The sequence below is a fragment of the Actinomycetota bacterium genome (assembly GCA_005888325.1).
Lineage (GTDB): Bacteria > Actinomycetota > Acidimicrobiia > Acidimicrobiales > AC-14 > AC-14.
The window spans coordinates 1-19,900 of the sequence record VAWU01000030.1 but is presented as its reverse complement, the minus strand read 5'-3'; the positions used below and the strand labels follow the sequence as shown (position 1 = coordinate 19,900).

General features: G+C 70.5%; 20 protein-coding genes. 2 read left to right on the top strand and 18 right to left on the bottom strand.

The window, feature by feature from the left end; all coding sequences use genetic code 11:
- Positions 1–11 precede the first annotated feature (11 nt).
- From E6G06_11895 to E6G06_11880, 4 genes are all read right to left on the bottom strand, one after another.
- The gene (locus E6G06_11895; protein TML90499.1) at positions 12–3,239 is read right to left on the bottom strand and encodes a hypothetical protein; all 3,228 of its coding nucleotides are present in this window, start codon (positions 3,237–3,239) and stop codon (positions 12–14) included.
- Between the two features lie 252 nt (positions 3,240–3,491).
- The gene (gene nrdR, locus E6G06_11890) at positions 3,492–3,968 is read right to left on the bottom strand and encodes a transcriptional repressor NrdR (GenBank protein TML90498.1); all 477 of its coding nucleotides are present in this window, start codon (positions 3,966–3,968) and stop codon (positions 3,492–3,494) included.
- A gap of 69 nt (positions 3,969–4,037) precedes the next feature.
- Positions 4,038–4,610 (bottom strand): hypothetical protein, encoded by a 573-nt coding sequence (locus E6G06_11885; protein TML90497.1) that lies wholly within the window; start codon positions 4,608–4,610, stop codon positions 4,038–4,040.
- 10 nt (positions 4,611–4,620) lie between these two features.
- Positions 4,621–5,013 (bottom strand): LysM peptidoglycan-binding domain-containing protein, encoded by a 393-nt coding sequence (locus tag E6G06_11880; protein ID TML90496.1) that lies wholly within the window; start codon positions 5,011–5,013, stop codon positions 4,621–4,623.
- Between E6G06_11880 and lexA the strand changes: the two genes are divergently transcribed.
- Positions 5,012–5,932, top strand: a complete 921-nt coding sequence (gene lexA, locus E6G06_11875) for a transcriptional repressor LexA (protein ID TML90591.1) — start codon at positions 5,012–5,014, stop codon at positions 5,930–5,932. The two genes, E6G06_11880 and lexA, sit on opposite strands and share 2 nt — an antisense overlap.
- A 24-nt stretch (positions 5,933–5,956) precedes the next feature.
- On the opposite strand, the gene E6G06_11870 is transcribed toward lexA, so the two are convergent.
- From E6G06_11870 to E6G06_11845, 6 genes are read right to left on the bottom strand one after another with little or no spacing between them, the layout of a single operon-like run.
- A complete protein-coding gene (locus E6G06_11870) occupies positions 5,957–7,009 on the bottom strand; it encodes a succinyl-diaminopimelate desuccinylase (GenBank protein ID TML90495.1) in 1,053 nt (350 codons plus the stop codon).
- On the bottom strand, positions 7,006–7,821 hold the full coding sequence (locus E6G06_11865) for a 2,3,4,5-tetrahydropyridine-2,6-dicarboxylate N-succinyltransferase (protein ID TML90494.1): 816 nt from the start codon (positions 7,819–7,821) through the stop codon (positions 7,006–7,008). Before E6G06_11865 ends, E6G06_11870 begins: the two co-directional genes overlap by 4 nt.
- Entirely contained in the window at positions 7,821–8,351 is a 531-nt protein-coding gene (locus E6G06_11860) for a metal-dependent phosphohydrolase (GenBank protein ID TML90493.1), read from the bottom strand. The genes E6G06_11865 and E6G06_11860 overlap by 1 nt, the downstream gene beginning before the upstream one ends.
- An 18-nt stretch (positions 8,352–8,369) precedes the next feature.
- Positions 8,370–9,236 carry an ABC transporter permease gene (locus E6G06_11855; protein TML90492.1) on the bottom strand — a complete coding sequence of 289 codons (867 nt, stop codon included), beginning with the start codon at positions 9,234–9,236 and terminating at the stop codon, positions 8,370–8,372.
- Entirely contained in the window at positions 9,104–10,249 is a 1,146-nt protein-coding gene (locus tag E6G06_11850; GenBank protein ID TML90491.1) for a betaine/proline/choline family ABC transporter ATP-binding protein, read from the bottom strand. Before E6G06_11850 ends, E6G06_11855 begins: the two co-directional genes overlap by 133 nt.
- A complete protein-coding gene (locus E6G06_11845; GenBank protein TML90590.1) occupies positions 10,246–10,893 on the bottom strand; it encodes an ABC transporter permease in 648 nt (215 codons plus the stop codon). The genes E6G06_11850 and E6G06_11845 overlap by 4 nt, the downstream gene beginning before the upstream one ends.
- Positions 10,894–11,016: 123 nt before the next feature.
- On the opposite strand from E6G06_11845, the gene E6G06_11840 reads away from it, so the two are divergent.
- Positions 11,017–11,958 (top strand): hypothetical protein, encoded by a 942-nt coding sequence (locus E6G06_11840; protein TML90490.1) that lies wholly within the window; start codon positions 11,017–11,019, stop codon positions 11,956–11,958.
- Positions 11,959–11,960: 2 nt separating this feature from the next.
- Here E6G06_11840 and E6G06_11835 read toward each other — a convergent pair whose 3' ends face one another.
- From E6G06_11835 to recA, 8 genes are all read right to left on the bottom strand, one after another.
- Positions 11,961–13,070, bottom strand: coding sequence for a succinyldiaminopimelate transaminase (locus tag E6G06_11835; GenBank protein TML90489.1), 1,110 nt, complete (start codon positions 13,068–13,070; stop codon positions 11,961–11,963).
- Positions 13,067–14,326, bottom strand: coding sequence for a GTPase HflX (gene hflX, locus E6G06_11830; GenBank protein ID TML90488.1), 1,260 nt, complete (start codon positions 14,324–14,326; stop codon positions 13,067–13,069). Before hflX ends, E6G06_11835 begins: the two co-directional genes overlap by 4 nt.
- Positions 14,323–15,069, bottom strand: a complete 747-nt coding sequence (dapF, locus tag E6G06_11825; protein TML90487.1) for a diaminopimelate epimerase — start codon at positions 15,067–15,069, stop codon at positions 14,323–14,325. Before dapF ends, hflX begins: the two co-directional genes overlap by 4 nt.
- The gene (gene miaA / locus E6G06_11820; protein ID TML90486.1) at positions 15,066–15,995 is read right to left on the bottom strand and encodes a tRNA (adenosine(37)-N6)-dimethylallyltransferase MiaA; all 930 of its coding nucleotides are present in this window, start codon (positions 15,993–15,995) and stop codon (positions 15,066–15,068) included. Before miaA ends, dapF begins: the two co-directional genes overlap by 4 nt.
- Positions 15,992–16,363, bottom strand: coding sequence for a VOC family protein (locus E6G06_11815; protein ID TML90589.1), 372 nt, complete (start codon positions 16,361–16,363; stop codon positions 15,992–15,994). The genes miaA and E6G06_11815 overlap by 4 nt, the downstream gene beginning before the upstream one ends.
- A gap of 199 nt (positions 16,364–16,562) precedes the next feature.
- The gene (gene miaB, locus E6G06_11810) at positions 16,563–17,939 is read right to left on the bottom strand and encodes a tRNA (N6-isopentenyl adenosine(37)-C2)-methylthiotransferase MiaB (protein ID TML90485.1); all 1,377 of its coding nucleotides are present in this window, start codon (positions 17,937–17,939) and stop codon (positions 16,563–16,565) included.
- A 10-nt stretch (positions 17,940–17,949) separates the two neighbouring features.
- Positions 17,950–18,270: a stage V sporulation protein S gene (locus tag E6G06_11805; protein TML90484.1), complete on the bottom strand. Its 321-nt coding sequence runs from the start codon at positions 18,268–18,270 to the stop codon at positions 17,950–17,952.
- A gap of 81 nt (positions 18,271–18,351) precedes the next feature.
- Positions 18,352–19,425: a recombinase RecA gene (recA, locus tag E6G06_11800; protein ID TML90483.1), complete on the bottom strand. Its 1,074-nt coding sequence runs from the start codon at positions 19,423–19,425 to the stop codon at positions 18,352–18,354.
- Positions 19,426–19,900: the final 475 nt, after the last annotated feature.

Below are 19,900 nucleotides of genomic sequence, written 5' to 3'. Positions count from 1 at the left end.
GCGACCGGCGCTTACGAGCAGCCGCTGGTGGTGCCGCAGCTGCCACACACGTAGCACGACCCGGCGCGCTGCATGACGTTGCCGCACTGGTAGCAGTACGGCGCGTCAGCGGCCGCGGGCTCCACCGCGGGCGTGAGGTCGATCGACTCCGCGTACACCGGCGGGGACGGGTCGGGCACGACCTCGCTGCCGGTCGCCGATGGCATCGACGCCTCGTCGACGCCGGGCAGCGTCGGCTGCATGCGCTCCCCCACCGACAGGATGCCGAGCTCCATGCGCTCGTCGAGCGGCAGGTACTCGACGGCCAGGCGGCGGAAGATGTAGTCGACCAGCGAGGTGGCGAAGCGGATGTCGGGGTCGTCGGTCATCCCCGCGGGCTCGAACCGCATGTTGGTGTACATCTCGACGAAGGCCTTCAGCGGGACGCCGTACTGCAGGCCGTGGCTCACCGAGATGGCGAAGGCGTCCATGATGCCGGCGAGCGTCGAGCCCTGCTTCGACACCTTGAGGAACAGCTCACCCGGCCGGCCGTCCTCGTACTCGCCCACAGTGACGTAGCCGTGGCAGTCGGCCACCCGGAACGAGAACGTGGAGCTGCGCCGCTTGCGCGGCAGCTTCTGGCGTGTGGGCTCGTTGACCACGACCTTCTCGATGATGCGCGCGATGGGCTGCGGTGCCGCCGCCGGCGCGTCCTTCTTGGTGTTCGCGAGTGGCTGCGCCACCTTGGAGTTGTCGCGGTAGATGGCGACGGCCTTCAGGCCCATCCGCCAGGCGTCGACGTGGAGCTGCTCGAGCTCGTCGACGGTGACCGACTCGGGCACGTTCACGGTCTTGGAGATCGCACCCGAGATGAACGGCTGCACCGCCGCCATCATCCGCACGTGGCCGAGGTGGTGGATGGTGAGGTCGCCCATCGAGCAGGCGAACACCGGCAGGTGCTCGGCGGCGACGTGGGGCGCGCCGACGATCGTCTTGTGCTCGTCGATGTAGGCGATGACCTCGGCCACCTGACCGTCGTCGTAGCCCATGCGGCGCAGGGCACGGGGCACGGTCTGGTTGACGATCGACATCGTGCCTCCGCCGACCAGCTTCTTCGTCTTGCACAGCCCGAGGTCGGGCTCGATGCCGGTGGTGTCGCAGTCCATCAGGAGACCAATGGTGCCCGTCGGCGCCAGGACCGAGGCCTGCGAGTTGCGCACCCCTGCGACATCGGCCAGGTCGACGGCTTCGTCCCACGTCTCCTGGGCCGCAGACAGCAGCTCGGTCGGCACCTTCTCCTCGTCGATCGCGGCGACCTTCTCGCGGTGTTGTCGCAGCACACGGTTCATCGGCTCGCGGTTCTCGGTATAGCCCGCGAAGGGGCCCATGCGGGCGGCCGTGCGGGCAGAGGTCACGTAGGCGCGACCGGTCATGAGCGCGGTGACAGCGCCCGCCCAGGCGCGCCCCTCGTCGGAGTCGTAGGGCAGGCCGAGGGCCATCAGGAGCGCGCCGAGGTTGGCGTAGCCCAGCCCGAGCTGGCGGAAGCGGCGTGACGTGTCGGCGATCTTCTCGGTCGGGTAGTCGGCGTTGCCAACGAGGATCTCCTGCGCGGTGAACATCACGTCGACCGCGGCCTCGAAGCCCTCGACGTCGAAGCGGCCGTCGTCGTCGAGGAACTTCAGCAGGTTCAGCGACGCGAGGTTGCACGCGGAGTTGTCGAGGTGCATGTACTCGCTGTTGTGCACCACCGCGGAGTGGGCGATCGTCGCGCCCTCGCACGTGACCGCGAAGTTGTGGAGGCCGTCGACCTCGAGGTCGTACACGGGCACGGCCTCGTCGAGCACGATCTCGGTGACCGACGCGACCTCGTCGGCCACGGCCTGGCCGTTGTCGTCGACCGCCTGCAGCTTGGTGCCCGCCACGAGGTGGTGGGCCTGGATGTAGTCGCCGGTGAACGTGAGGAACCGGTGCTCGGGCGTGCACTGCAGCGACAGGCCCCGCTCGGTCGTGACCGCGACGAGGCGGTCGGTGCGACCCGCGACCCACGCGAAGGTGATCGGCGCGGCGACGAAGCACCCGTGGACGCGGTCGTAGGACACGGTGGCCGGGAGCTCCTCGCCGGCGAACGCCATCTTCTCCAACTGGTCGAACCGCACCGCGCCGATCGACGTGGCGACGAGGGTGTCGCCCACGAAGCAGCACGGGTTCGACGCGTTGATGCGGCCGCTGTTGGACGCCGTGTGCCACTGGTTGATCGTGGTGTCGAACTGCATGCCCGGATCGGCGCACTCCCACGTGGCCTCGGCGATCTGACGCATGAGGTGGCGCGCCCGCACCGTCTTGATGACCTCTCCCGTGGTGACCGCCTTCAGCGGCCAGTCAGCGTCGTCGAGCACGGCCTGCATGAACTCGTCGGTGACGCGCACCGAGTTGTTGGCGTTCTGGTACTGCGTCGAGTGGCTGTCCTTGCCGTCGAGATCCATGTCGAAGCCCGCATCGCGCAGGGCCCGCGCCTTGCGCTCCTCGACCGCCTTGCACCAGATGAAGTCCTCGATGTCGGGATGGTCGACGTTGAGGATCACCATCTTGGCGGCGCGACGCGTCTTGCCCCCGCTCTTGATCGTGCCGGCGGACGCGTCGGCACCGCGCATGAAGCTCACGGGGCCGGACGCGGTGCCGCCGCCCTTCAGCGACTCGTAGGAGGAGCGGATGTTGGACAGGTTGATGCCCGACCCCGACCCCCCCTTGAAGATCGTGCCCTCCTCGACGTACCAGTTGAGGATCGAGCTCATCTTGTCGTCGACCGCGAGGATGAAGCACGCCGCGCCCTGCTGCGGCTCGCCCTTCACCCCGATGTTGAACCACACCGGTGAGTTGAACGCCGCCTTCTGGTGGAGCGTGAGGTGCTTCAGCTCGTCGTTGAACGCACGCGCCTCGGCCGCGTCGACGAAGTAGCCGTCCTTCGCGCCCCACCGCGTGATGGTGTCGGCCACCCGGTCGATGACCTGCTTGAGCGAGTGCTCCCGCTCGGGCGATCCGAGCTGACCGCGGAAGTACTTCTGGGCGACGATGTTCGTGGCGTTCTGCGACCACGTCACCGGGAACTCGACGTCGAGCTGCTCGAAGGCGACGGTGCCGTCGCGGAAGTTCGAGATGCGCGCGTCGCGCCGCTCCCAGGCCACCTCGTCGTAGGGGTGGGCCCCGTCGGTGGTGAAGTGCCGGCGGATGCCGATGCCTGCCTGCTCGGGAGCGATCGCCATGAGACTTGCTGCCTCCACTGGGTTCGGATCTCGGTCGGGATGGGGAGTGGCGCTTCCTGTTCCTGCCGTGCCTGTCGTACCTTGCTTGGCCTGCCCACCTTGCCTGAACCACAAGATGTAGTGGGCACTCAGGGGTCGAGCCACGAGATGCGGGCCAATTACAGCACCGTAATTACGTGCCCGTCAACCGATGACCAGCGGTGAATCCGCTGGTCAAACCGTGTTCGCGAAGGTTTGCAGTCGTGATTCGACTCACGAGCCGGGGCCGTCGTCGACGCCACCGCCGTCCGCCAGCAGGCCCGCCTCGCGCTCGAAGTCGCCGACCTCCTCGAAGCCCTTGTAGACGCTGGCGAAACGCAGGTAGGCGACGTCGTCGAGGTGCCGGAGCCGCTCGAGCGTCGCCAGGCCGATCTGGTGGCTCGTTGGCGCAGGCCCGAGGAGCCGCACCGCCTCTTCGACCGCCACGGCCACGGCGTCGATCGCCTCGTCGGACACGGGGCGGTTCTTGGTGGCGGCCCGGATGCCGGCCACCACCTTGGCCCGCTGGAAGGGCTCGCGCTCGCCCGAACGCTTGACGACGAGCAGCGACACCTCCTCGACCCGCTCGTAGGTCGTGAACCGACGTTCGCATGCGAGGCACTCGCGCCGGCGACGGATGGCGCCGCCTTCGTCGGCGAGGCGCGAGTCGACGACCTTGTCGTCGAGGCCCGCGCACCAGGGGCAGCGCACGGAGGAGAAACTACCGCCGGCGCCTCCGGTGGGCGCGACCCGTGGCCGGCTGCCGTGGTGGGTACCGGGTCAGGCGTCGGCCGGATCGCGCCGGCGGGCGAGCCATGCCCGTTCTGCGGTGCGGAACGCCTCCGTCGCCTCATCGGGGTCGAACGCGTGCTCGGTGAGCGTGTCGATGGTCCACGCGCTCCTCGGCGTGCCGAAGAAGTCGCCCCCGTACACGTGGATCGCCGCGGTGAACGCGTGCTGGCGCGGGTTGGTGACCGCGTGGATGACGTCGGTGCCGAGCAGGAGGACGTCCTGCTCGCGGAGCTGCCGTCCACCCGACGCGACGATCGCGTCGGCTTCGCGGCGATAGAAGGCGTTGTCCTCCTGGCCGTGGTAGACGCCGATCGCGGCCCACATGCGGTGATCGTGCGGGAACAGCGCCATGCCCGGCGGCCAGACGACGTGCAGGATCGTGAGATCCGGTGCCGTGTGGACCGGGACCAGGCCCACCTCGGTGTTCGCCGCGAACACCTGCTCGAGCTCGCGTGGGCTCGATGTCGCACGCGCCAAGACATCGCGCACTGCGAGCTGTGGCTGAGCCTCGCGCAACGCCCCCTTGCAGGCATCGACGAACTCCGCGATCTCGAACGCCACGACCGCGAGGCTAGCTGGCCTCTCGGATGTGGATGACCTCGCCCACCGCCAGGCCCGAGGAGCCGCGCTCGGCGACGAGGCGGTCGACGACGGGTCGGACGTCGCCTTCCGGTTGCAGCCGGCGGGCCACCGACCAGAGGGTGTCGCCGGGTTGCACGACGTAGTCGGCGGTCGCCGCGATCGGGTTGGCTGGCGCGGCCGGCGGCTCGTGGGTGATCGAGCCGCCGGCCGCACGCAGGACCAGGCCGACACCCGCGGCGAGCAGGAGCGCGGCCAGGAGCACGGCGACGCGCCGCGGCCAGAACGTGGGCGGGGGCGGGCCGGCGAGCCGCAGCTCGGGCCGGCCGGGGGGACGGCGCTGCGGGCTCGGGCAGAGGGTGGCGACGGTGCTCCCGGAGGGCATGGGCACTTCCTCCCCATTGAACGATCGAGATGGACCGATCGAGGTAAAAGGATGGTCGAACGGGTGTTCGCCAGTGCCCCCACTCAACCACGAACGTGTGTTCCCGTCAACCCGAAACCGAACAGGTGTTTGTCTCGCGCCGGCGCGGCTGTTACCGTCGTACGGAACACACGTTCGATCGGGCGCTCGGGGTCGCCGACTCCGGCGCCGAACGTTCGAGAAGGAGAGGTGTCGCGTGCCTGACCGCCGACCGGGGAGCCGACCGGAGAGCAGACCGGACAACCGGGCCGAGGGTGCCCCCACCGCCCGCCAGCTGGCGATCCTCGAGTTCATCGCGAGCCAGATGCAGGAGCGGGGCTTCCCGCCGTCGGTGCGTGAGATCGGCGAGGCCGTGGGCCTGACCTCGACCTCCACCGTCCACGCCCACCTCAACACGCTCCAGCGTCTCGGCCTCCTGCGCCGCGACCCGAGCAAGCCCCGTGCCATCGAGGTCAGGTGGGACCCGCTGTCCGGCGCCGCCCTCCAACGCCGGCCGACCACGCACGTCCCCCTCGTGGGCGACGTGGCCGCGGGCACCGACGTGCTCGCGCAGGAGAACGTCGAGGAGCTCCTCCCGCTGCCGCTCGACTTCACCGGCGACGGGCAGCTCTTCATGCTGCGCGTCCGGGGCGACTCGATGATCGAGGCCGGCATCCTCGACGGCGACTACGTCGTGGCGCGCACGCTCGACCGCGAGCCGGCGAAGGGCGACGTGGTCGTCGCCGGCATCCCGGGTGACGAGGCCACGGTCAAGACCTTCACGCGCAAGGGCGCCAAGATCGTGCTCCTGCCCGCCAACAAGCGCCTCAAGCCGATGGAGTTCGCGCACGCCGACGTGCACGTCTACGGCAAGGTCGTCACCGTGCTGCGCCGCCTCTGAGCTGCGCGCCTCTGACAGGCGCGGCTACGCGCCCTGCTCGAGCAGCGCGCGTAGTCCCGCGTGCACGGCCTCCAGGTCGGCGCGCGTGACGTGCTCGGCCGCGGTGTGGGCCACGTTGGGGTCACCCGGCCCGAAGTTCGTGGCGGGGATGCCGTGGGCGGCGAAGCGCGACACGTCGGTCCAGCCCAGCTTGGCGCGCGGCGCCTGACCCGTCCGCATCACCAGCGCCGCCAGCAACGGGTGACCCAGCGCAGGCGGGGCGGGCGCAGCCAGGTCGACGACCTCGAAGCCGTCGACGTCGCCCACGACCGAGCGCACGTGGGCCACGGCCTCGTCGGGTGTGCGGTCGGGAGCGAAGCGATGGTTGAGCCAGACGACGGCCCGGTCGGGCACGACGTTGCCGGCCACGCCACCCTCCACGCGCACGGCCTGCAGGCCCTCGCGGAACTCGCACCCGTCGATGACCACGCGGCGCGGCTCGTAGGCCGACACGCGCACCAGCACCTCGCCGAGACGGTGGATGGCGTTGCGCCCGAGCCAGGCGCGTGCAGTGTGCGCCCGCTCGCCGTCGACCCGGACCTCGACGCGCAGCGTGCCCTGGCAGCCCGCCTCGATGCGCGCGCCCGTGGGCTCGGCCAGCACGGCGGCGTCCGCGGCAACGAGGTCGGGGCGCTCGGCGAAGAGGCGGTTGATCCCGTTGAAGCGCGCTTCCACCTCCTCGCACTCGTAGAAGATGTAGGTCACGTCGACGGCCGGCGCGCTCACCGTGCGGGCCAGCTCGGCCAGCACGGCCACGCCCGACTTCATGTCGCACGACCCCAGCCCGTGCAGCACGTCGCCCTCGATGCGCGCCCGGTCGTTGCCGTTGACCGGCACCGTGTCGGTGTGGCCGGCCAGCACCAGTCGCTGTGGCCGCCCGAGCGCGGTGCGCGCCGCCACGTTCTCGCCCACCCGCTCCACCTCGAGCCACGGCACCGCGCGCAGCAGCTGCTCGAGGTGATCGGTGATGGCCCGCTCGTCATGGCTCACCGACGGGATGTCGACGAGCTCGGCCGTGAACGCCAGCAGGTCGGTCACGTGGTCACGCCGTGCTCGCGCAGGACATCGTTGAGGTGCTCGCGCTCGCCCGGCTCGTAATGACGCACGACGAGGGCGCAGGGCAGCCAGAACTCACCGCCGGCGAACTGACGGCGCCGCTGGGCCTGGACCGCGATCGACCAGGGGGGCACGTCGCCGCGACCGACCTCCTCGCCGGTCTCGGCGTCGACCACCGGGATGCCGGGGTTCAGGATCACGCCTTCGCCCAACACCGCGCCACGTCGCAGGCGCGCCCCCTGCGTCACCATGCACCGGCTACCGATGAGGCAGTCGTCCTCCACGATCACGGGCGCCGCCTGCGGGGGCTCGAGCACGCCACCGATGCCGACACCCCCCGAGAGGTGGACGTTGGCGCCGATCTGGGCGCACGACCCGACCGTCGCCCAGGTGTCGACCATGGTGTTGTCCCCGACCCGCGCCCCGATGTTGACGTAGCTCGGCATCATCACCACGCCGCGCCCGAGGAACGAGCCCCAGCGCGCCGATGCCCCGGGGACGACACGCACGCCGGACGCCGCGTAGTCCTTCTTCAGCGGGATCTTGTCGGCGAACTCGAACGGCCCGACCTCGAGCGTCTCGATGGCCGACAGCTTGAAGAGCAGGAGGATCGCCTGCTTCAGCCACTGGTGCACGACGACGGCGCCGGCCGCGTCGACCTCGGCCACGCGTGCGTCACCGCGGTCGAGCAGGTCGATGGCCGCCCGTACGACGGCGAACGCGTCGCGGTCGCCCGCCGCCACATCCGCCCGGCGCTCCCACAGCTCGTCGATCTGGGCTTCGAGGTCGGCCATCAGCCGGCCGACACCAGTTGCTCGACGACCGGCCGCCAGTGCCCGATGCCGGGCACGACCGCGCCCGGCACCTTGGCGCAGTCGTCGGCGCGCCGCAACGCGAGCAGCGCATCGCGGTCGGATGACTCGTCGAAGGCGCGCCGCGCGGCTTCGTCGAGCTCGCCGCCCTGACGGGCGAGCGTCTCCACGCTCCGCCCGCTCAGCGCGTGACGGTAGGCGGGGTCGGTGCTGACGAGATAGCGCTTGGCCGCGACATGGCCGCCGACCAGCCGGGCGACGCGCCCGCCCAGCAGCGGCGCGACCAGCCGCGCCCCCTCGCGGTCGTGGCTGGCATCCGCGCCCGGGTCGACGGCGTGGTACACGTCGTGCACGAGCCCGGCGACCTGCAGCTCGAGGTCGTCGGGCGCCTCCTGCGAGAGCAGGTGCGCGCACTGCAGCGCGTGAGCCAGCAGGTCGACCGCCTCGCAGTCGTCGTGCGCCACGCTCGTGTCCAACAGGTCGAAGAGGTCGTCGACGGCGGTCAGCTCCACCCGCCAGACGCTATCGGCCTAGCCGGTCGCCTGGGTGTGGCGAGGCGAGATCAGCACGCCGAGGAGGCCCACCGCCCAGTCGGCGGCCAGCGCCAGCATCGCGGTGAGCCCGGCGCCGACATATAGCAGGTGGTCGCGCTGGTTGTTGATGCCGATCTCGATGATCGCGCCCAGGCCTCCCGCCCCGATGAATGTGCCGAGCGCGGCAGTTCCCACGTTCACGACCGCAGCCGTGCGGATGCCTGCGATCATCACCGGCATCGCGAGAGGCAGCTCGATCCGCCACAGGGTGCCCGCCGACCCCATGCCCATGCCGCGCGCCGCCTCGACCGTCGCGGGGTCGACACCGCGCAGGCCCACGAGGGTGTTCTGCAGGATGGGGAGCAAGGAATAGATCCACAGCGCGAAGACGGCGGTCCGGAAGCCGAGCCCGGTCACGGTGAGCATCAGCGCGAGCACGGCGACCGTCGGCACCGTCTGGCCGATGTTGGCGACGAACAGGATCGGGGTGCCGGCCCGCCGGAGCGCCCGGCGGGACATGACGATGCCCAACGGCACCGCGACCAACGTCGCGAGCGCGGTCGACACCGCGCTCATCTGCAGGTTCTCCCACGCCCGGGCGCGCAGGTTGGCGGTGCTGAGCACCGCGCTCTCGCCGGAATCGAGCCGGCCGTGGTTCACCCACCAGAGGATCGCTCCGGTCACGACGAGGAGCAGGACCGGTGTGACCGCCAGACGCCAGCCACCACGCCTCACGGCTCGACTCCGCGCCCCGTGACTTCGTGTTCGATCGCTTCGTGGCCCATCGAGTGGCGCATCGCCGCGTGCAACGAGTCGGGGGTCAGCACGCCGAGGAAGCGTCCTCCCTCGAGCACCGCGACCCATCCGGCGTCGTGCAGCAGCATCACGGACAGCGCGTCCTTCAACGTCGCGTCGGTGCCCACCCACGCCTCCATCCGCTGGGCCAGGTCGCCGACGCGGCCGTCGCCGTTGGCTCGTGCGCGGTTGAGGTAGCCGTGCAGGTCGCCTTCGGCGTCGAGGACGATGGCCCAGGGTGCGGCGTCCGCGTCCATCGCCCGGCGCGCCTCGTCGAGGGACGCGTCCAACGCGACGACGGGAGGCTTCGCGAGCTCGGCGACCTCGATGCCGGTCACGTTGAGCCGCTTGAGGCCGCGATCCGCGCCGACGAAGTCGGCGACGAAATCCGACGCGGGGTTGCCGAGCACCTCCGCGGGCGTGTCGTACTGCTCGAGGACGCCGCCCTGCCGCAGGATCGCGATCCGGTCGCCGAGCTTCACGGCCTCGTCGATGTCGTGGGTGACAAAGATGATGGTCTTGCGCACCTCACCTTGGAGGCGGATGAACTCCCGCTGCAGACGGTCCCGCGCGATGGGGTCGATGGCACCGAAGGGCTCGTCCATCAAGAGCAACGGTGGGTCCGCGCCCAACGCCCGGGCGACCCCGACGCGCTGACTCTGACCGCCGGAGAGCTGCTCCGGGTAGCGGTCGCGGAACTGCTCGGGCTCGAGCCCGACCAGCCCGAGGAGCTCGTCGACGCGGGCGCGGATGCGCGTCCGGTCCCAGCCCAGCAGCCGGGGCACCGTCCCCACGTTGTCGGCGATCGTCAGATGCGGGAAGAGCCCGACCTGCTGGATGACGTAACCCATGCGTCGTCTGAGCTTCACCGGATCGACGCGCGTGACGTCGTCGCCGTCCAGGAAGATGCGCCCCCCGGTGGGCTCGATCAACCGGTTGACCATCTTCATGGTGGTCGTCTTGCCGCATCCCGACGGGCCGACCAGCACGCAGATCTCGCCTTCTGGCACCTCGAGCGAGAGATCGTCGACGGCCAGCTGGCCGTTGGGATACCGCTTGCTCACGTGTTCGAGCCGGATCACGCCGCCACCCGAAGGGGCGCGGTGCGGCTCTCGCGGGGCGCATGCCTCCGCAGGAAGCGCTCGACGACCGCGAGGCAGCCGTCGAACGCGAGCGCGAGCGCGACGATCGTCACCGTCCCCGCCAGGATCTCGGTGCGATCCCCCGAGCGCAGCCCGTCGAAGATGAACGTGCCCAGGCCCCCGGCGGTGATCAACGCGGCGATGGTGGTGATGCCGACGATCATCACCGTCGCCACCCGGACACCGGCGATGATCACCGGGAGCGCGAGTGGCAGACGCACCCGCCAGAGCGCCTGGCGCCCGGTCATGCCCATCCCACGCGCCGCCTCCACCACGTCGGCCGGGACCTCGGCCAGGCCCACGATGGTGTTGCGCAGCACGGGGAGCAGCGCGTACAGCGCGAGCGTCGCGACCGCAGGGCGAAAACCCAGGCCCAGCGGTGCGATGAGGAGGCCGAAGAGGGCGAAGCTCGGGATGGTGATGATCACGCCGGCGACCGCGAGCGCGACGCCGGCCAACCGAGGCCGGCTCGACGCCAGCACCCCCACTGCGACCGCCACGGGCACCGCGAGCACGAGCGCGGTCCCGACCAACCGTGCGTGGGTGGCCCCGTTGCTCCAGAATTGCGAGCCGTGGTCGAGGATGAAGTTCCAGACGTCCACGTCCACGTCCTTTGCCCGCTGTTCGCGTTGAAGAGGCCGCACGTCTCGTTGTGGAGGCCGCACGCTAACTTACCTGCGCAACCCCCCTACAAGGAGAGTCGAGTGATGAAGCGTCTCGTTGCGTGGCTGGGCGTGCTGGTGTTCGCCCTGCTGCTCGTCGGCTGCGGTAGTGACAAGAAGAGCTCCTCGTCGGCGAAGACCACCACGGTGGTGCAGAAGATCCCCGACACGTCGCTGACGGCGCTGGCCGCCTATGTGAAGAGCAAGCCCAACACCAAGCTCTGTGTGGACTCCGAAGGCGGGTTCCGGGCCGACGTGCTGCCCCTCGTCAAGACCACGTACGGGCTCGAGTTCACCAACATCCAGCAGCTCGGGTACGAGCTCATCCCGCCCGCGGTGAAGAGCGGTCAGTGCGACGTCGGCATCGTGTACTCCACTGCGGGGCTCATCGCCAAGAACGACCTCAAGGTGCTCGACGACGACAAGAAGGCGTTCGGCGCGTACACGCCCGCACCCACCATCAAGACCGCCAACCTCTCGAAATACCCGACGCTCCAGGACGACCTGAAGCAGCTCACCGACGCGCTCGACACCGCAACCATCACCGAGCTCAATGCGAGGGTCGATGTCGACAAGGAGACGGCCGAGAAGGTCGCGGGCGACTTCCTGAAGGAGAAGGGCATCGTGAAGAGCTCGCCGTCGGGCTCGGGGAAGGGCAAGATCACCGTCGGCTCCAAGCTCGACACCGAGGCGCAGCTGCTCGGCCTCATGCTCAGTCAGACGCTTACCAACAAGGGATACGACGTCACGAACAAGATCCCGACCGGCAACACCGACATCACGCGCACGGCCCTGGTCAACGGTGACATCGACATCTACTGGGAGTTCACCAGCAGCGGACTGAACATCGTCAAGGAGAAGCCCATCGGCGACCCGCAGGCGGCGTACGCCAAGGTGAAGCAGCTCGACGCGGCCAACGGGATCACCTGGCTCCAGGCCGCGACCATGAACGACACCTACGCGCTGGCGGTAAAGAAGACCTCCTGACCTCAGGCGGTGAGGCGCCGCCCCACCACCTCGAGTCGGTCGGTGGGTTGCACGAGGGCGATGCGCACGTGGCCCGCACCGGCGACGCCGTACAGGTCGCCGGGGGCCACGAGCGCGCCCCCCTCGCGGAGGAGACGCTCGGTGAACCCCCAGGCGTCGCCTTCGGGCGCCTCGACCCACAGGTAGAACGTGCCGCCGGGTGCCGGGGCCTTCACGCCGATCGCGTCGAGCACGCCGATCATCAGGTCGATGCGCTCGCGGTAGCGCGCCCGTTGCTCCTCGACGTGGCGGTCGTCGTCCAGCGCGACGGTCGCCGCGGCCTGCACCGGTCCCGGCACCATCATGCCCACGTGCTTGCGGACCTCGGCCAGGTAGGTGACCAGCTCCGGGTCGCCGGCGTAGAAGCCGGCGCGCACACCGGCGAGGTTGGAGCGCTTGGACAGTGAGTGCACCGCCACCACGCCGTCCAGCCCGTGCTCGAGGATGGTGCGACGAGGCCCTTCCCACGTGTACTCCACATAGCACTCGTCGCTGAAGACGGGAACGTCGTGCGCCCGGCCCCACGTGGCCGCGGCAGCGAGATCGTCGATCGCGCCCGTCGGGTTGCCCGGCGAGTTGACCCAGAGGCAGAGGGCGCGCGCCGCGTCGGCAGCCGCGACGGTGTCGAGGCGGAGGCGCCACTGGTCGTCGACCGCCACCGGGACCGACCGGCACCCGGCGAGCAACGCGCCCATCTCGTAGGTCGGATACGCGATCGCGGGGTGGAGGACGGTGTCGCGCGCCGGCGTGCGCAGCTTCAACCAACTCGGCAGCGTGCCCACGAACTCCTTGGTGCCGATGCATGCGGCGACACCACTGGGATCCACGTGCACGTCGAGTCGCCGGGCCATCCAACTGCACGCGGCCTCGCGGAAGGCAGGGGTGCCGATCGACGGCGGGTAGCCGCGTTCGGTGCCGGAGTCGGCGACGGCGCGGCGGACCGCGTCTGCGGGCGGGTCGCACGGTGTGCCGATCGAGAGGTCGACCAGGCCCCCCTCGTGCGTGTCGGCCAGTGGCTTGAGCCGGTCGAGGCGCTCGTAGGGGTAGGGCGGCGGGCGAAAGCCGTCGCTCATGCGCTGCGGAACTCCGCGAAGCGCTCGGCCCCGGCGGTGTCGAGTCGCGCCCGCAGATGGGTGGCGTCGGGACGATGGTCCTCGGACAGGACCTCGCCGGCGCGGTGCACCGCGGCGAGCACGTCGCCCCGCCCGTAGGGAACCACCAGCTCGACGACCCTCGACAGCGCGCGCAACTGGTCGCCCACCACGACGAGGAGCTCGTCGATACCGGTGCCCGCCAGCGCGGAGATGGCCACCGACCCGTCGTGGCGGTCGACGAGGCGCTTGATGTCGGGTGCAGTGTCGGCCTTGTTGAACGCGAGGAGCTCGGGGACGTCGGCTGCACCGATCTCGGCCAGCACCGAGCGCACCGCGTCGATCTGCTCGCGCGGGTCCGGCGCGGTGCTGTCCACGACGTGCACGAGGAGGTCGGACTCCTTCACGATCTCCAGCGTCGAACGGAACGCCTCGACCAGCTGGTGCGGAAGCTTGCGCACGAAGCCGACGGTGTCGTTCACGAGCACGGCCTCTCCCCCGGGCAGCTCGAGGCGCCGGGTGCGCGGGTCGAGCGTGGCGAACAGGCGGTTCTCGACGAGCACGCCGGCATCGGTGAGCCGGTTGAGGAGCGTCGACTTTCCGGCGTTGGTGTACCCGACGATCGACACCGTGTGCAGCTGTGCCCGCCCCCGCGCCTTGCGTTGCGTGTCGCGTGTTCGGCCCAACTGTCGCAGCTCGCGCTCGAGCTTCGTCATGCGCCGCAGCAGCCGCCGACGGTCGACCTCGAGCTGCGTCTCGCCCGGTCCGCGCGTTCCGATGCCGCCCGCCTGCTGGCTGAGGCCCTTGCCCCGCCCGCGCAGTCGGGGCAGGCGGTAGCGCAGCTGGGCCAGCTCGACCTGAGCCTTGCCCTCCTGGGTGCGCGCGTTCTGGGCGAAGATGTCGAGGATCACGGCGGTGCGGTCGATAGCCGTGCGCCCGAGGATCTTCTCGAGGTTGCGGCTCTGCGCGGGCGTCAGCTCGTCGTCGAACACAACCGTGTCGGCGTCGACCTCGAGTGAGATCTGCTTCAGCTCCTCCGCCTTGCCCTTGCCGACGTAGGTCGCGGGGTCGTGGGTGGCGCGCCGCTGCAGGACCCGCGCGGCCTCGTCCGCGCCCGCGGTGTCGACGAGTAGCGCGAGCTCGTCGAGATGGGCTTCGGCTTCGTCGACGGTTGTCGGCGGTGTGGCCACGCCGACGAGGACGATCTTCTCCCGGATGGAGCGTTCGATCAGGCTCATGCGACGTACGCCTCGATGGTGGCCACGTGGAGGGCGGGCCCGGTGAGCGTGACACCGTCGTCGCTGAGCTCCACGACCGCCGCGCCGCCGGGTTGGTAGACCACGACCCGTTCGCCGACCAGCCCGAGGTCGTAGGCCGCAGCCGCGGCCGCGCACACGCCGGAGCCACATGCGAGCGTCTCGCCGACGCCGCGCTCGTGTACCCGCATGGCCAGCGAGTGGGGCACGAACGTCGGGGCGATGATCTCGACGTTGAGGTCGGGATGCCGGCGCCCGAGCGCAAGGAGATCGACCGTCGCCGGGTCGTCGACGACGATGACGAGGTGGGGGTTGCCCATGTCGACGAGCGTCCCCTCACCGTTGCCGCCGACGACCTTGGCCGGGCCCATCTCGACCGAGATCTCGTCGCCGAGGATCCGCAGGCGTCTGAGGCCTGCGTCAGTGAGGACGGCGACCTCGGGACCGGCGCACCAGTGCGCGTCGACGAGGGCGCGGGCGAGGCAGCGGAGCCCGTTGCCGCTCGTCTCGGCCGGGCTCCCGTCCGCGTTGCGAAGCTTCATCGCCGCGTGAGCGCCCGTGGCCACGTCGGCTCTCGTCGCGCGAATGACGCCGTCGGCGCCCACGCCGAGATGCCGGTCGCACAGGGCGCGCGCGGTTGCCTCGTCGACCGGCCGGGTTCCCTCGTCGTCGAGGAGGATCAGGAAGTCGTTGCCCAGGCCCTGGTACTTCTCGAGGCGCATCATCGGTCGCTCCAGCTTCCCAGCAGCGCGGGGAGGACGGCGAGCGGGTTCTCCTCGACGTCGAGCCAGGTGATGCGCGGGTCGCGCCGGAACCAGGCCCGCTGCCGGCGGGCGAAGGCACGGGTGCGCCGGGCCGTCTCCGCGACCGCGTCGTCGAGCGTGCACCGGCCTTCGAGGTGAGCCAGCAGCTCGCGGTAGCCGAGGGCCTGACGGGCGGTGCGCGAGAGGGGCGCGCCCGCGGAGACGAGGGCACGGACCTCGTCGAGGAAGCCGGCCGCCAACTGCGACTCGAGGCGCCGGGCGATGCGCGCCTCGAGGCTCTCCCGAGGGAGCGAGAGACCCGTCAGCCGGAACGCCGTGGGCGGGTACGCGTCGAGCCCGGGGCCGTAGGAGGAGAACGTGCGGCCGCTGCCGACGGTGACCTCGAGGGCCCGGACGATCCGGCGGCGGTTCGTGGGCTCCATCCGCGCCGCGGCGGCCGGATCGAGCTCGGCCAGACGGCGGTGGAGGTCGGCCGCGCCGGCGGGTGTGGTGGCGACGGCGTCCAGCCCCGCCCGCACCTCCGGCCACTCGCCGGGCACGGCGAGGCCGTCCACCACGGCCTGCAGGTAGAGGCCGGTGCCGCCGACGAGCAGCGCCCGATGGCCACGTCGCTCGATGCCGGCGATGGCGTCGCGCGCCTCGGCCTGGAAGCGCGCCACGGAGAACGCCTCCCACGGCTCGACCAGGTCGAGGAGGTGGTGGGGCACCTCGGCCTGCTCCGCGGGTGTGGGCTTGGCGGTGCCGATGTCCATCCGCCGGTACACCTGCATCGAGTCGACCGACACCAGCTCGACGTCGTCGAGCCGGCGGGCGACCTCGAGCGCCACCGCGGACTTGCCCGAGGCGGTCGGGCCCACGATGGCGAGGTGACGTGCGGGTCGCGTCACGGCACCAGGCTCTGCGCCAGCTCGACGAGGTGGCCGTCGGGATCACGGACGTACGCGGTGCGCTGCCCCCACGGCCGGTCGGTCGGCGGCACCGCGGGCGTGGCGCCCGCACCGATGAGCTCGGTGTACGCGCGGTCGACATCGTCGACCTTGAAGCCGATCTCGAACGCGGCCACGTCGGCGTCGGGGACACCCAACGTCTCGGCCATGGCCGAGCGCTCGTACAGCGCGAGCCGGCACGAGCCTGTGTCGAGCTGGGCGTACGGCCCCGAGCGGTGGCCGAGCGGCAGGCCGAGCGCCTCCGTGTAGAAGGCGACGGCGGCGTCGAGGTCGTCGACGACGAGGATCGTGTAGTCGAGCGTGGTCAGGCGCACGATTGCCGTTCGTCGCGGTGTTTACGAGCCTGCCGGGTGGCCTGTAGGGAGGGGCCCGGATGGGAGGGGCCCCCGAAGGGGGAGGGGCCCATTCGGGAGGGCCCTCGGAGGGACAGGACCCGGCCGGCGGGGGCGATGTCGGCCGGTCGCGTGTGCCCCCTCAGGGACACGACCCGACCGGCGGGGCCGCGGATCAGCCCACCGCCACGGGGATGCGTGTGCGGTGGCGGGGGGCATCCGTCACCTCGACCAGCTCACCCCGCAGGAAGTGCGCCGCCGCGTCGGTGATGCGAACGCGGGCAAAGCTCCCCTGCCGGGGCGGGGTGCCGTCGCCGGTCGAGAAGTGCACCAGCTTGTTCTGGCGGGTGCGACCGGTGACGACCGACGCGTTCTTCTTGCTCGGGCCCTCGACGAGCACCTCCTCGGTGCGACCGACCCGCGCCCGGTGGCGGGCGAGGGCGGAGCGCTCGACCACGACGGCCAGACGCTCGAACCGGTCTGCGGCGACCTCGGGGGCCACGAAGCAGTCGTCGCGGCCGGCGGCCTCGGTGCCGGGGCGAGGCGAGAAGACGAAGGTGTACGCGCTGTCGTAGCGGGCTTCCGCCACCACCTCGAGCGTGCGCTCGAAGTCGTCGTCGGTCTCGCCCGGGAAGCCGACGATGAGGTCGGTGGTCACGGCGAGGTCGTCGACCTCGGCGCGTGCGGCGGCCAGCTTCTCGAGATAGCGCTCGGCCGTGTAGCCGCGGTGCATCGCCGCCAACGTGCGGTTCGAACCGGCCTGGAGCGGAAGGTGCAGGTGCTCGCATACCGCGGGTGTCTCGGCCATCGCCGCGATCGTCTCGGGCCGCAGGTCCTTCGGGTGCGGGCTGGTGAAACGGACGCGGCGGATACCGTCGGCCGCGCCGACCGCGCGCAGGAGCTGGGCGAAGAGCGGGCGGCGCCTGGTCAGGTCGCGGCCGTAGGAGTTCACGTTCTGCCCGAGCAGCGTGATCTCCACGGTGCCGGCGGTCGCGAGCGTTTCGGCTTCCCCGACGATCTCGTCGAACGGACGGCTGATCTCGCGCCCGCGCACGGCCGGCACGATGCAGAAGGCGCAGCGGTTGTCGCAACCGATCTGGACGGTCAGCCACGCCGAGTGTGGCAGGTCGCGCCGCGCCGGGAGCGCGCTGGGAAAGGCGTCTGACTCCTCGAGGATCTCGGTGACCGGACCCTCGCGCGCGGCCCGGCGGAGCAGGTCGAGCGCGTTCGCCACGTTGTGCGTGCCGAACACGGCGTCGACATGCGGTGCTCGCTCTCGGATCAGTTCGCGGTCCTTCTGGGCCAGGCATCCCCCGACCGCGATCTGCATGTCGGGTCGCCTCGCCTTGAGCCACTTCAGGTGCCCGAGGTGGCCGTAGAGCTTGTTGTCGGCGTTCTCCCGAATGCAGCAGGTGTTGAGCAGGACGACGTCGGCCTGCTCGACGTCGTTGGTCGCCTCCATGCCCTCGTGCTCGAAGAGCCCCGCCAACCGTTCCGAGTCGTGCGCGTTCATCTGGCACCCGAAGGTGCGAATCAGGTACGTGCGGGACACGGGCCCAAGGTTAGGCGAGGGGCTCCGCGCTCAGTCGCGGCTCTCCGGCCCTCGGGGCCGCGGCGCCACGTTGGCGATCGTGCACCGAGAGCCTGATGGCCGTGCGCCCCTCGCCGTCGATCTCGATGTCGGCGAAGGACGGCACGCACACCAGGTCGATCTCGGACGACGCGAGGAACCCGCGGGCGATCGCGACGGCCTTGATGGCCTGGTTGAGGGCGCCCGCCCCGATGACCTGCACGTCGACCGACCCGCGCTCGCGCACCGCGCCGGCGACCGCACCCGCTACCGAGTTGGGGTTCGACTTGCTCGACACCTTGAGCTCCACCACGCCTCCCCAGACGGCACGCGGGTGCCATTGCGTCGATTCGAGTGCGACGCAGCAGACCCCTTTGTAGTCGCCCGGAGACGGTCAGTCGAGGGTGATGGGCTCGTCGTCGTTCGGGCCGAACCCGTCGGCCGGGGTGACCGCCTTCGCCTCGCCGCCGGAAACGCCGACCGCGTCGCCGATGCCCACCTGCTGGCGGATCTGCTCGGAGATGGCCACCATCAGCTCGGGGTTCTCGGTGAGGAAGACCTTCGCGTTCTCCCGCCCCTGGCCCAGCTGCTCGCCGTCGTAGGTGTACCAGGCGCCCGACTTCTTCACGATGCCGAGATCGACCCCGATGTCGATGAGCGAGCCCTCACGGCTGATGCCCTTGCCGTACATGATGTCGAACTCGGCCTGCTTGAAGGGCGACGCCACCTTGTTCTTCACGACCTTCACCCGGGTGCGGTTGCCCACCACCTCGACGCCGTCCTTGATCGACTCGATGCGGCGGATGTCGAGTCGCACCGAGGAGTAGAACTTCAGCGCCCGCCCGCCGGGGGTCGTCTCGGGTGAACCGAACATCACCCCGATCTTCTCCCGCAGCTGGTTGATGAAGATGCAGATGGTGTTGGTCTTGCTCAGCGTGCCGGTGAGCTTGCGCAGGGCCTGCGACATGAGGCGGGCCTGGAGGCCCATGTGGCTGTCGCCCATCTCGCCCTCGATCTCGGCCCGCGGCGTGAGCGCGGCCACCGAGTCGACCACCAGCACGTCGATCGCGCCCGAGCGGATCAGCATGTCGGTGATCTCGAGCGCCTGCTCGCCCGTGTCGGGCTGGGAGATGAGGAGGTCGTCGACGTTGACGCCGATGGCTCGGGCGTAGACCGGGTCCATGGCGTGCTCGGCGTCGATGTACGCGCAGATGCCGCCGTTGCGCTGCGCCTCGGCCACCACGTGCATGGCGAGCGTGGACTTGCCGGACGACTCGGGCCCGTAGATCTCGACCACCCTGCCCCGGGGCAAACCACCGACCCCGAGAGCGACGTCGAGGGACAGTGCGCCGGTGGAGATGGCCTCCACGTCCATGTTGGTGCGCTCGCCCATACGCATGACCGAGCCCTTCCCGAACTGCTTGTCGATCTGGCTCATGGCCATCTCGAGCGCCTTGTCTCGCTCCACGACTGGGTTCCCTTCTCGACTCGCCGGATTGGACGGCCACGACCCTACGCGGGGGGTGTGACAATCACATCGGTGGAACTCCAGCAGCGTAATTCCGAACGCCTGTTCGATCAAGGACCGAATGGGCGTGAGGTGGGCGAAGAGGCCTGGCCGGCGCAGTCCAGGGCGTCAGCCGCAGACTCCAGATCGTCGTACGGGTGCCAGCTAACGCTGGACCAGCTGTCGGGCGGGGCAGCCGCGCCCCGACAACCTCTGGAAAAATTTCGTTTTGACTTGCGATCGAACGTATGTTCGAGTAGAGTGACGTCAGCGCTTCCCCGCATCGGTGATTCCTCGCGTCCGCGGGAGAAGCGATGTCGGTGCTCGACGAGCTGCAGGCGACGGTGGCGACCCAACGGGCCGTCCTGTCCGCGCTCGAGCCCGGCTGTCTCAGCGGTCCCGACGCGCTGCGCCTGTTGGAAGTCATCACCGAAGG